At 68.1% G+C, this 12,419-nt stretch carries 6 protein-coding genes; 4 read left to right on the forward strand and 2 right to left on the reverse strand.

The annotated features are described in order from the left end of the window. Nucleotides 1-15 precede the first annotated feature (15 nt). Complete coding sequence (locus tag ACGFNN_RS07055; protein ID WP_393553684.1) at nucleotides 16-3,030, reverse strand: carbohydrate binding domain-containing protein; 3,015 nt, start codon at nucleotides 3,028-3,030, stop codon at nucleotides 16-18. 270 nt (nucleotides 3,031-3,300) lie between these two features. Between ACGFNN_RS07055 and ACGFNN_RS07060 the strand changes: the two genes are divergently transcribed. Continuing rightward, complete coding sequence (locus ACGFNN_RS07060) at nucleotides 3,301-3,726, forward strand: acyl-CoA thioesterase (RefSeq protein ID WP_393553686.1); 426 nt, start codon at nucleotides 3,301-3,303, stop codon at nucleotides 3,724-3,726. Between the two features lie 12 nt (nucleotides 3,727-3,738). Here the strand turns inward: ACGFNN_RS07060 and ACGFNN_RS07065 are convergent, their stop codons facing one another. Beyond that, the gene (locus ACGFNN_RS07065) at nucleotides 3,739-4,377 is read right to left on the reverse strand and encodes a YdeI family protein (protein WP_393553687.1); all 639 of its coding nucleotides are present in this window, start codon (nucleotides 4,375-4,377) and stop codon (nucleotides 3,739-3,741) included. A 241-nt stretch (nucleotides 4,378-4,618) separates the two neighbouring features. On the opposite strand from ACGFNN_RS07065, the gene ACGFNN_RS07070 reads away from it, so the two are divergent. The 3 genes from ACGFNN_RS07070 (at nucleotide 4,619) to ACGFNN_RS07080 (ending at nucleotide 12,345) form a co-directional block, all read left to right on the forward strand. Further along, nucleotides 4,619-5,803, forward strand: coding sequence for a S8 family peptidase (locus tag ACGFNN_RS07070; protein WP_393553688.1), 1,185 nt, complete (start codon nucleotides 4,619-4,621; stop codon nucleotides 5,801-5,803). A 409-nt stretch (nucleotides 5,804-6,212) separates the two neighbouring features. Further along, entirely contained in the window at nucleotides 6,213-10,496 is a 4,284-nt protein-coding gene (locus ACGFNN_RS07075) for a discoidin domain-containing protein (protein ID WP_393553689.1), read from the forward strand. A 433-nt stretch (nucleotides 10,497-10,929) separates the two neighbouring features. Beyond that, nucleotides 10,930-12,345 carry an extracellular solute-binding protein gene (locus ACGFNN_RS07080; RefSeq protein WP_393553690.1) on the forward strand — a complete coding sequence of 472 codons (1,416 nt, stop codon included), beginning with the start codon at nucleotides 10,930-10,932 and terminating at the stop codon, nucleotides 12,343-12,345. The last annotated feature ends 74 nt before the right edge of the window (nucleotides 12,346-12,419 follow it).

The raw sequence follows: 12,419 nt of genomic DNA on the forward strand, positions 1-12,419 counted from the left end.
CCGGCCGCGTCATGATCACTTCAGGTACGGGCCCGCCGTCCCGATCTTCCCCGGGGCCGCGTTCGAGCCACCCAGGTCGAGGACGTACACCCGCAGGTTGCCCTTCCCGGGCGCCGCGACCGTCAGCGTGCCCCCGCTCACCACCTTGGTGTCACCCGTCACGGCGTCCTTGTAGGTGCCGTCGGGGATGCCCGTGTAGGTGGCCCCGCCCGTGACCGTCACCAGCGCGAAGCTGTCGACGCCGCTCGCGGTGTCGGTGTACCGCCGCTTGTACGCCATCGAGCCGGTGATGCCCTCGGTGGAGTACTGCCCCATCTGGAGGGCGGGCACGGCCCGCCGGATCTGGTTGAGTCGCTGCACGTGCTTGACCAGCGGCTTCGCCAGAGTGCCGGCGACGGCGCCGGACGCCGAGGAGACCGTGCCGAAGTCCGAGGCCTGGACCTCGCCCGCCAGGTGGGCCCCGAAGTAGGCGCGCCCGGTCGTCGCCAGCGGACAGGTGGGTCCGCAGTCGATCTTCTTGCCGGCCTGGAACTCGATCTCGGAGCCGTAGTACAGCGTGGGGATGCCCCGGAACGTCCACATCAGCGACATGTTCTCGGCCCAGGCGTCGGTGCCGCCCGCGTAACGCTCACTGCTCTTGTTGGGGCCGTAGTCGTGACTGTCGACGTACACGACGTTGTACGTGGCGTCGTTGTAACTGTCGTCCGAGTCCTTGCCGTTGCTGTACGCGTTGTTCGCGTCACCGAAGTTCATGTGCATCCGCATGTCGATGACGTTCATCCCGGAGAACTTGCTGTGGTCCGGGGTGTGGTAGCTGTTGCCGTTCAGGAACGCGTTCGTCGACGTGGGCTGGGAAGCGGTGCCCTGCTGCTGCTCGTAGTCGTACATCTCGAGCGCGGCCTTCCCGTCGTCCGCGTCGTACTCCTTGCGCTCCTTCCAGGTGTAGAACTGCGCCGAGTGGTTGACCGAACCGCGGTTCCACTTGTCGTTGACGAAGGCGGCGACCTCTCCGAAGACGAAGAAGTTCTCGGCGGCCTCGGCGCCGAACCGCTGCGTCACGCGTTCCTGGATGGCCGGGAGGAAACGGCGGTTCCAGGTCGTCCGGGGGATGTGCACCGCCGTGTCGACGCGGAAGCCGTCGACACCCATGTCGATGTACTTGTCGTAGGCGCCGATCAGGTAGTTCTGCACGGGCGCGCTCTCGGTGTTGAAATCGGCGAGGTCGTCGTGCAGCCAGCACGAACGCGAGTCCTCGCCCTCCCAGTTGCCGATCCAGCAGTTGTGGTAGTACGCCTTCGGGAACATGCCCGATGTGGGGTTGGGCCACTGGCAGTTGTAGATCCGATAGCCCTCCGGCGACGTGTACTGCGTCGGAGTGCCCCAGTTGACACAGGTGTTGCCCGCGGGCTCGGCCGTGGACCACAGGTCACCGTTGTAGTACGACTTCCCGGACTTGGTCTCGACGCTCAGACCGTCGTACTCGAAGCCGTCGTTCCTCTCGTCGTAGTACCAGCTCCACTGGGCGTCGCGCACGCCGTACGTCTTCGGGGTGAACAGCCCCTTGGCACCCCACCGTGAGGAGTGGTTGTAGACGACGTCCTGGTAGATCTTCATGCCCTTGGCGTGCGCCGCGTCGATGAGGTCCTGGTACGAGGCGCCGGCGGACTCCAGCCGGGCGTCGACCTTGTAGAAGTCGTAGCCGTGGTAGCCGTGGTAGTCGTAGTCGGACCGGTTCAGGACCACGGGGGTGATCCAGACCGCGGACATGCCGAGGCCCTTGATGTAGTCGAGCTTCTCGATCAGGCCCTTGAAGTCGCCCCGGAACATGGGGTCGTCGTTGGCGGCGTTCCCCGACTTGGTGTGCTGGCTGCCGCCCCGGTCGTTCGTCGGGTCGCCGTCGTTGAAACGGGCGGTGAGCACGAAGTAGATCGGGTCCTTGCGCGGGTCCGTGCCCAGGGGCTTCCCGGCGGCGGGGGCCGTCGACTTGTCCCCGGTCGTCACGGTGGCCGTGGCGGAGGCTGCCGAGACGTTCCCGGCGGCGTCGACCGCTCTGACGGTGTAACGGTACTCCGTCCTGGCCTCTAGGCCGGTGTCCGAGAAGACCGTGGAGCCGACGTCGCTGACCACCGTGCCCTTCGTCCCACCGGCACGGGTGACCTGGTACTTCGTCACTCCCCGGTCGTCCGTGGAGGGCTCCCAGGTCACCACGACGGACACCCCGTCCGCGCCTGCCGCCACCTCGGCGGGGGCTGTCGGCGCCTCGGTGTCCGGTGCCTCGGCGGCGCACGGGTCCTTGGCGCCCGTCGTCACCTTCCTGTCCTTCACCGTGGTGAGGCCGGTGGGAAGCGTGTAGTTGCTCCCGTTGTTGTTGTCCCAGACTCCGTTGCCGTTGTTGAAGGTGGCCAGCATCGAGGTGGCCGCGCCGAGCCCGACCGTCTTCCTGACCCAGCCCGTGCAGGCCGGCTCCATGCCCACTCCGGGCACGGTGGTCCACGATCCGCCTGCCGGCTGGTAGTGGAGGTTGGTCGTCGTCCAGCCGACCGTGGCCGTCGAGTAGTAGACCGAAGCGGTGCCGGCCGCCTCCTCCTCCGGATCGGTTCCGGCCTCCGCACACGGGTCGCTGTGGGCCACCACACCGTCCTTGACGGTGATCGCACCGGTGCCCAGGGCGTAGTTCTTGCCGGCGTTGTTGTCCCACACCCCGGCGCCGTTGTTGAACGTCGCGGACAGACCGGAAGCGCCACCCAGGTCGACGGTGCGTTTCACCCAGTCCGTGCAGGCGGGTTCCATGACCACACCGGGGACGGTGGTCCAGGCCCCGCCGTCGGGGGCGTAGTGCAGCTTGTAGGACGACCAGTTCTTGGTCTTGGTGTAGTAGAAGACGGTGGCCGAGGACTCCGACGCGGCCGCCGGAACGGCGGATCCGGCGCCCGGAGGCTCCGGTGCGGGGGTGAGGAGGCCCAGCATCACCGTCGCCGCGACGGCCGCGGCCGCGGGGCGGCCGAGCAGCCGGACAGGGGTGCGTCTCATTCGTGTGTCTCCAGGGGAGGGCCGCGGGCGGGTGGGCCGCGACTGCCGACAGCACGGCCGCTCACCAGGAGCGGCCGTCATGATCCCGCCGGAGAACCCGGACGCGCCTCGGGGTTCGGGCGAGTGGTGCACCCTGACAGAAAGTCCTGTCAGAGACTTGCTGCAATCTCTTGCATCGAGGAAGTTACCGGGGCATGACAGGTCCGTAAAGAGGTTCGGCGTGCGGGTGATCCCGGGAATGCACGGGTAAGCGACGGCGTTCCGCGATGCATGACCTACTTCGTCGGTGTCACGGTGCGTGGTTACGAACTCGACACCCAGGGCCATCTCAACCAGGCGGTCTACCTGCAGTACGCCGAGCATGCGCGCTGGGAACTCCTCCGCGAGGCGGGATTGCCTCAGGAGAAGCTCCTGGACCACGGAATCGGTCCGGTGCAGCTGGAGGTGACGGTGAAGTACCTACGGGAGCTGCCCGGTGGAGAGCGGGTGCGCGTCACCTGCGAACTGCTCCACGGCGCACGCAAGACCTTCGGCATCCGGCAGCAGATCATCAAGGAGGACGGCGCTGTGGCGGCGGAGATCACCGGGGTCGGCGGGATCCTCGATCTGAAGGCCCGTCGGCTGATCCCGGACCCGGCCGGCCGGTTCGCCGAACTGGCCGAGAAGCCCGAGCTGCTCGGGATCGCCGCCGACTGAGGCGGGTGGCCGTCAGGGCCGGGGCGTCTGCCCCGACGCCAGCTTCGTGATCGCCCGGTCCAGACGCCGCGCCCTGAGCCCGGGCGTCCTCGCCGCAAGCAGGTGCAGGACCACCAGGTAGCGCTCCGTCCTGCCGAGCGTCTCGAAGTGATCGGCGGCCCGGGGCTCGGAGGCCAGCGCCGCCGCGAGGTCGGCGGGCACGGTGGCCTCCCTCTGCGAGGGGTACGCCGCGGCCCAGCGCCCGTCCTCCCGCGCGGCGCGCACCTGGGCCTCGCCGGACTCGCGCATCCGGCCCGCGGCCGACAGGGCCTCCACCTTCCGTACGTTGACGAGGGACCACGCGCTGCCCGGCCGCCTGGGCGAGATCCGCTGGAGGTAGTAGGTCTCGTCGAGCGACTTGCGCTGCCCGTCGATCCACCCGTAGCAGAGCACCGTGTCGATGATCTCGGACGCCGTGACCGTCTCGATCCCCGTGCTCTTCTTCGCGACCTTGATCCACAGGCTGGGCGTCACGGCGTGGTGCCCGTCCAGCCACCGCTCCAGCTCGTCGGGGCCTGTGAAGAACAGCGGCTCCGTACCCGGGCCGGCGCCCGCGTTCCTGCCGCGGTCGTCGGCCGACGAGGTGTCCGCCCGTCTCTGCGAGGAGTTCATGACCGCAGGCTAGCCGTGTGACAGGTCAGAAGCTGACCTGATCGAGGCGGCCCCCGCGGACTCGGTCCTGCTGATGGTGAGGTGATCTTCACTCGCCCGGCCGGGCCTTCGCCCCCCGATCGTTGCGCTGTCCGGCTGACGCGGCTCAAGGCCCTCCCGGGTTGTGGACGAAAGGTCAGGTGTTCGCACGTCGCGGGCCTGACCAGGCCCGCGACCCGTCTTCACCTCAAAGGGAGAACGTATGCGCCTGCGCGCCCGCTGGGCACCAGCCGCTCTACTGCTGATCGCGCCCCTGATCGGCACCACCACGGCCACGGCCGACACCGGCGAGACGCTCGTGCCGGTGCAGAAGTCCACCCGCGCCGTGCCCGGTCAGTACATCGTCACCCTGTCGCCGGACCAGGCTCCGGGCGCCATGGCCGAGCAGCTCGGGGTCGACACCCTCTTCACGTACAGCAAGGTCCTGCACGGCTTCGCCGCCTCCCTGACGGCCGAGCAGCTGGAGGAGGTGCGCGGATCGGCCGGGGTCCAGGCGGTCGAGGAGAACAGCGAGGCGTCGGTCTCGCCGCCCGCGGCCAAGGCGGTGTCGGGACAGCGGGTGGCCGCCGGAAGCTGGGGCCAGGACCGTATCGACCAGCGGAACCTTCCGCTGGACGGCGCCTACGAGGCGGCGGGCACAGGACAGGGAGTGACCGCGTACATCCTCGACACCGGGATCGAGGCCGCCCACAGCGAGTTCGGCGGCCGGGTGGGTTCCGGGTTCGACGTGATCGGCGACGGCCGTGACGGCGAGGACTGCAACGGCCACGGCACGCACGTCGCGGGGACCGTCGCAGGCGCGACGTACGGGGTCGCCCCCGGTGCCTCGCTCGTTCCGGTGCGCGTACTCGACTGCGAGGGCTCGGGCACGTGGGCCGGGATCATCGCGGGTCTCGACTGGATCGCCCAGAACGCCGAGCAGCCCGCCGTGGCCAACGCCTCCCTCGGTGGTCCCGCGTCCCAGGCCGTCGACGACGCGTTCAACGCACTGGCGGAGGAGGGCACCCTGCCCGTCGTCGCGGCGGGCAACGAGAACCAGGACGCGTGCGACGTGTCGCCGGCCCGTGCGGACGGAGTGCTCGCCACGGGCGCGAGCGACAAGCAGGACCGTCAGGCCACGTTCAGCAACTGGGGCACCTGTGTCGGGCTGTACGCTCCCGGCGTCGACATCGTGTCCGCCAAGCTCGGCGGCGGATCCACCACGCTGAGCGGTACGTCCATGGCCAGCCCGCATGTCGCCGGTGTCGCGGCTCTCTACAAGGAGCAGAACCCGGACGCGACACCTCAGCAGGTCGCCGACCAGCTCGCCGCGGACGCGACCCCGGACGTCCTGACCGGTCTGGGCGCCGGCTCCCCGGACCGGCTCCTGTACACCGGCGGTCTCTGACCGGCTGGTGAACCAGGAGGCCGACGGTCGGCCGCACCACTGAGCGGGGTCCGCGTTTAGCGGGCCCCGCTCTTCCGTGTGCCGCAGAGCACGCCCTCGATCAGGCACTTTCCTCGGTCTTGCGTTATTACGCAAATTTCTTACGTAGGTGGAGCGCTGCCGGGCTGTCCGTCCTGTATGCAGAACTCAGTGAAATACCGTGCACAGAAGCCCATTTGGTGGGCCGTGTGCTTCCGTGCCCGCGCTAGCTTTTCTGTCCCAACCGTGGACGCTTCGGCTCTTGTCTGCAACTCTCTGACGGCAAAGCGCAAAACTCAGCTCAGCAAGCGCAGAAATGAGCGCTTTCGGGCTGATCAACAGAGCCGCGCCCTCGGCGTGTCCCGCGTCGTGGCCCGAAGATCGGGGACCTATGAGAGCCCAACGCTGGAGATGGCGGGCGTTGTCCGCCGTCGTCACCACCAGTCTTCTGATGATCGGATGGCCGTCGCTCACCGCCTCGGCGGCCGACGGTCCCAACATCGCCGCAGGACGGACGGCGACCGCGAGCAGTGCCGGCGAGTACGTCGCCCGCAACGTGACCGACGGCAATCAGGCGACGTACTGGGAAGGGACGGGCAGCCTCCCGCAGTGGGTGCAGACCGACCTCGGTGCGACTGCCCGGGTGGATGAGGTGAGGCTGAAGCTTCCCGCGGGCTGGGAGACCAGGCAGCAGACGCTCTCGCTCCAGGGAAGTGCCGACGGCACCAGCTTCGCGACCCTGAAGTCCTCCGCCGCGTACACCTTCAGCCCCGGGTCCTCCAACGAGGTCAGGATCTCCTTCCCGGCCACGCAGACCCGCTTCGTGCGGGTGAACATCACGGCCAACACCGGCTGGCAGAACGCCCAGCTCTCCGAGCTGGAGGTCCGGGCGGCAGGGGAGTCCTCGGCCAACCTCGCCTCGGGCAGGACGCTCACGGCGAGCAGCTACACCGAGACCTACGCGGCCTCCAACGGGAACGACGGGAACCGCGCCAGCTACTGGGAGAGCCGGAACAACGCGCTTCCGCAGTGGATCCAGGCCGACCTGGGCTCCTCCGTCCGCGTCGACCGCGTGGTGCTCCGCCTGCCCGACGGCTGGGAGCAGCGCACCCAGACGCTGAAGATCCAGGGCAGCACCAACGGTTCGGACTTCGGTGACCTGACCGCGTCGAAGGCATACACCTTCAACGCGGCGGGCGGGCAGTCGGCGACGATCTCCTTCGACGCCACCACCACCCGCTACGTCCGGGTACTCGTCACCGCCAACTCCGTACAGTCGGCTGGGCAGCTGTCCGAGCTGGAGGTCTACGGTCCGAGCTCCGGGGACACGCAGGCACCGACGGCACCCGCGGATCTGGCGTTCACCGAGCCGGCAACCGGGCAGATCAGGTTGACCTGGAAGGCGTCCTCGGACGACACCGGCGTCACCGGGTACGACGTCTACGCCGGGAACAACCTGCTCACCAGCGTCGCCGGCGGAGTCACCACCTACACCGACACCCGGCCGGCCGACGAGACGGTCTCCTACCACGTACGCGCCAGGGACGCGGCGGGCAATGTGTCCGGCAACAGCAACACCGTCACCCGCACGGGTGCCTCCGGTGACACGCAGGCGCCCACCGCGCCCTCCGGCCTGGCGTTCACCGAGCCGTCCGCCGGACAGATCAAGCTGACCTGGAACGCCTCCACGGACAACAAGGGCGTCACCGGGTACGACCTCTACGCCAACAACGTGCTCCGCAAGAGCGTGGCAGGTGACGTCACGACCTACACCGACACCCAGTCCGCCGCCACGACCGTCACCTATGTCGTGCGGGCCAAGGACGCGGCGGGCAACACCTCCGGCGCGAGCAACAGCGTGACGCGCAACGGATCGACGGCGGCGGCCTCCAACCTCGCGGTCTCCAAGCCGATCACCGCGTCCTCGGTGGTCCACACGTACGTCGCGGCCAACGCCAACGACAACTCGCTCACCACGTACTGGGAGGGCGCGGGCGGCAGCTACCCGAACACCCTCACGGTCAAGCTGGGAGCCAACGCCGACACCGAGAACGTCGTCGTCAAGCTAAACCCCGACAGCAGCTGGGGGGCCAGGACCCAGAACATCCAGGTCCTGGGACGTGAGCAGAACGCCACGTCGTTCACGAGCCTGGCCGCCGCCAAGGACTACGCGTTCAGCCCCGCCACGGGCAACACGGTGACGATTCCCGTCACCGCCCGCGTGGCCGACGTGCAGCTGAAATTCACCTCCAACAGCGGCTCCGGCGCAGGGCAGGTCGCCGAGTTCCAGGTGCTGGGCGCTCCGGCCCCCAACCCGGATCTCCAGGTCACGGCGGTCGGCTCCTCGCCCGCCGCCCCCGTCGAGTCCGACGCCATCACGCTGACGGCCACCGTCCGCAACTCCGGCGCGGTCGCCTCCCCGGCCGGCAAGCTCGACTTCGAGCTCGGCGGCTCCAAGGTCGCGACAGCCAATGTCGGAGCACTCGCCGCCGGCGCGTCCACGCAGGTCACCGCAGGCATCGGGGCGCGTGACGCGGGCAGCTACACGCTGGGGGCGACCGTCGACCCGGCCGGCGAGATCATCGAGCAGAACGAGTCCGACAACCGCTTCACCGCGGCCGCGCCACTGGTCGTCAAGCCGGTCTCCAGCTCCGACCTGGTCGCCGACGTGGTCAGGACCTCGCCGTCCTCCCCGTCGGACGGTGACACGGTCACCTTCTCCGTCGCCCTCAAGAACCAGGGGTCGATCGCCTCGGCGAGCGGCAGTCACGGCGTCACGCTCACCCTGACCGACTCCAAGGGTGCCACCGTGAAGACCCTGACCGGCTCGCACAGCGGCGCCATCGCCGCCGGTGCGACGACCGCGCCGGTGTCGCTCGGCACCTGGACGGCCGCCAACGGCTCGTACACGGCGAAGGTGGTGATCGCCGACGACGCGAACGAACTCCCGGTGAAGCGCACCAACAACACCCGCACCGAGTCGCTGTTCATCGGCCGCGGCGCCAACATGCCGTACGACATGTACGAGGCCGAGGACGGGGTCGCGGGCGGCGGCGCCAAGGTCGTCGGACCCAACAGAACCGTCGGCGACGTGGCGGGCGAGGCGTCGGGCCGCAAGGCCGTCACCCTCGACAGCACGGGAAACTACGTCGAGTTCACGACACGGGCCTCCACGAACACCCTGGTCACCCGGTTCTCCATCCCGGACTCCGCGGGCGGCGGCGGCATCGAGTCGAAGCTGAACGTCTACGTGGACGGTACGTTCCTGAAGGCCATCGACCTCACGTCCAAGTACGCGTGGCTGTACGGGAACGAGACCGGTCCGGGCAACGACCCTGGCTCGGGTGCGCCCCGGCACATCTACGACGAGGCCAACGTCATGCTGGGCAAGACCGTTCCGGCGGGCAGCAAGATCCGGCTGCAGAAGGACTCGGCCAACACCAGCACGTACGCGATCGACTTCGTCAGCCTGGAGCAGGTCACCCAGGTGGCGAACCCGGACCCGGCCACCTACACGGTGCCGGCCGGTTTCACCCACCAGGACGTGCAGAACGCCCTGGACAAGGTCAGGATGGACACCACGGGCAAGCTGGTGGGCGTCTACCTGCCCGCCGGTGACTACGCCACCTCCAGCAAGTTCCAGGTCTACGGCAAGGCGGTGAAGGTCGTCGGCGCCGGCCCCTGGTTCACCCGGTTCCGGGCGCCGTCCACCCAGGACAACACCGACATCGGGTTCCGGGCCGAGGCGAGCGCGAAGGGCTCCTCCTTCTCGAACTTCGCGTACTTCGGCAACTACACGTCGCGGATCGACGGGCCGGGCAAGGTGTTCGACTTCTCCAACGTCTCGGACATCGTGATCGACAACATCTGGAACGAGCACATGGTGTGCCTCTACTGGGGCGCGAACACCGACAGCATCACGATCAAGAACTCCCGTATCCGCAACATGTTCGCCGACGGCATCAACATGACCAACGGGTCCACCGACAACCACGTGGTCAACAACGAGGCGCGGGCGACGGGCGACGACAGCTTCGCCCTCTTCTCCGCGATCGACGCCGGCGGCTCGGACATGAAGAACAACGTCTACGAGAACCTGACGTCCATCCTCACCTGGCGGGCCGCGGGACTCGCCGTGTACGGCGGCTACGACAACACCTTCCGCAACATCCACATCGCCGACACCCTGGTCTACTCCGGGATCACGGTCAGCTCGCTCGACTTCGGCTACCCGATGAACGGCTTCGGCACCGGACCCACGGCGATCGACAACGTCTCCGTCGTGCGAGCCGGAGGCCACTTCTGGGGGGCGCAGACCTTCCCCGGAATCTGGCTGTTCTCGGCCTCCAAGGTCTTCCAGGGCATCCGGATCTCGGATGTGGACATAGTGGACCCGACCTACAGCGGGATCATGTTCCAGACCAACTACGTCGGCGGTCAGCCGCAGTTCCCGATCAAGGACACCGTGCTCACCGACATCTCGATCAGCGGGGCACGCAAGAGCGGTGACGCGTTCGACGCGAAGTCCGGCTTCGGCCTGTGGGCCAACGAGATGCCGGAGGCGGGGCAGGGGCCCGCTGTCGGTGAAGTCACCTTCAACGGGCTGAAGCTGAGCGGCAACGCCCAGGACGTGAAGAACACGACCTCCACCTTCAAGATCAACATCAACCCGTAGCGGACGCGCCACAGGGCGCGCCCGCGCACCCTGTGGGCCCCTCTCCGGGGCTACGCCCGTCCGGGCCCGCAGGGAGGGTCCGGACGGGCCCCGCGGGGGCCCACGGCCCTACGTAATCTCTTTGCGTCCAGAAGTCCGTCTCTTGCGGTCCGGGCTTCCTGGGCGACGAGGAGAGTCTCTCGGTCACCTCTGTCGTGGAGGTGGAGTGTGACCGTGTGTGTCTGCCCGGCTCGCCTCGTGTGAGCCGGGCAGACGTGTCTCCGGGTGGTCCGGGTCGACTTGACGTCGTCCATCCGTCACATGCGGAGCGCTGTCAAACATTTACGAAATCTGCGCGAGATATTGCGCTTGGTTGAAGCCGGTGGTTGAGTATGCCGCGCCCCGGCAGAGAGTCGGCCGAGGCCTCCGTGCTCTTGCCCGAAGGGGACCACCGATGAGAAGTGCTGGCTTCCGCCGTACCCGCCGTGCCTCCGCGGCCGCCGTCGTCACCGCGCTCGCCCTGACCGCCCTCGCCTCCTGCGGCACGAGCAGCAGCAGTGGCGACGAGAACGACAACTCAGGCAGCGGCTCGTCCGACCCGTCCGCGCCGCTCGACCCGAAGACCAAGGTGACGCTGACGATCGACTGCATGCCGCCGACGGCGAAGGCCGCGGAGCTGCGCGAGTGGAACGAAGACGTCAAGACGTTCAACAAGAAGTACCCGAACGTCAAGATCGACGGGAAGTCGACGCCTGGGCAGTGCCTCGAGCCGCCGCGCTTCACCGCGATGCTCAAGGGCAAGTCGCAGCCGGACGTCTTCTACGCCTACTTCACCGACCTCCAGCAGGTGCTGGACAACGACGGTGCCGAAGACATCTCCGCCTACGTCAACGACAAGTCCGTCCCCGCCCTGAAGGACATCCAGCCCCAGGTGCTCGACGTCGCCCGCAAGGACGGCAAGCTCTACGCGCTGCCGACCAGCAACTACACCATGGGCCTCATGATCAACCGGAAGTTGTTCACGCAGGCCGGCCTGGACCCCGACACCCCGCCGGCGAGCTGGGACGAGGTCCGCGCCGCGAGCAAGAAGATCGCCGCCCTCGGCAAGGGCATCGCCGGCTTCGGCGAGTACAGCGCCGGCAACAACGGCGGCTGGCACTTCACCGCCACGCAGTACGGCCTCGGTGGTGAGGTCGTGGACGCGAGCGGGAAGAAGGCGGCGTTCAACGACGACAAGGGCAAGCAGGTACTCCAGCAGCTGCACGACATGCGCTGGAAGGACGACAGCATGGGCCAGACCCAGCTGCTCAAGTGGGGCGACCTGCAGAAGCAGATCGCCACGGACAAGCTCGGAATGTTCCTGGCCGCACCCGACGACATCGCCTACATGGTGCAGCAACTCGGCGCGAAGTACGAGAACTTCGGTCTCGGCCCCATCCCCGGCGCCCAGGGCACGCTGTTCGGCGGCAACAACTACATGATCAAGAAGGGCAGTTCGCCCGACAAAATCAAGGCAGCCGTCGCGTGGCTGAACTTCAAGAACCTGACCCCGGGTGCCGGTCAGTTCGAATGGGCCCGCACCAAGGCGGACAAGCTTCCCGTCGGTCTGCCGCAGCCGAACTTCTTCACCGGCGAGAGCAAGACGAAGGACGACGCGGACCGCGCCGCCAACGCCACGATGCCCGTCGAGAACTTCAAGGCATTCATGGACAACCCCGTCGCCGGCAAGGCCGAGCCGCCGAAGGCCCAGGAGATCTACAAGATCCTCGACAACGCGATGTCGGCGGTCCTGACCAACAAGAACGCCGACATCGACAAGCTGCTCGACACCGCGGAGCAGCAGGTCAACCAGGTCCTGGCGAACCAGTAACGGACGTGCGGAGGCCGGGCCGGGCGGGCCCGGCCCCGCATCCGGACCGGTCGCCCGCGAGCGACCGCACCCGC

This window comes from Streptomyces sp. NPDC048590 (assembly GCF_043199535.1).
Classification (GTDB): domain Bacteria; phylum Actinomycetota; class Actinomycetes; order Streptomycetales; family Streptomycetaceae; genus Streptomyces.

Bases quoted from the DNA above. Each gene is read 5' to 3' on its own strand.
- ACGFNN_RS07055 (WP_393553684.1), bottom strand. From the start codon at position 3,030: ATGAGACGCACCCCTGTCCGGCTGCTCGGCCGCCCCGCGGCCGCGGCC.
- ACGFNN_RS07065 (WP_393553687.1), bottom strand. From the start codon at position 4,377: ATGAACTCCTCGCAGAGACGGGCGGACACCTCGTCGGCCGACGACCGC.
- ACGFNN_RS07070 (WP_393553688.1), top strand. From the start codon at position 4,619: ATGCGCCTGCGCGCCCGCTGGGCACCAGCCGCTCTACTGCTGATCGCG.
- ACGFNN_RS07080 (WP_393553690.1), top strand. From the start codon at position 10,930: ATGAGAAGTGCTGGCTTCCGCCGTACCCGCCGTGCCTCCGCGGCCGCC.
- ACGFNN_RS07075 (WP_393553689.1), top strand. From the start codon at position 6,213: ATGAGAGCCCAACGCTGGAGATGGCGGGCGTTGTCCGCCGTCGTCACC.
- ACGFNN_RS07060 (WP_393553686.1), top strand. From the start codon at position 3,301: ATGACCTACTTCGTCGGTGTCACGGTGCGTGGTTACGAACTCGACACC.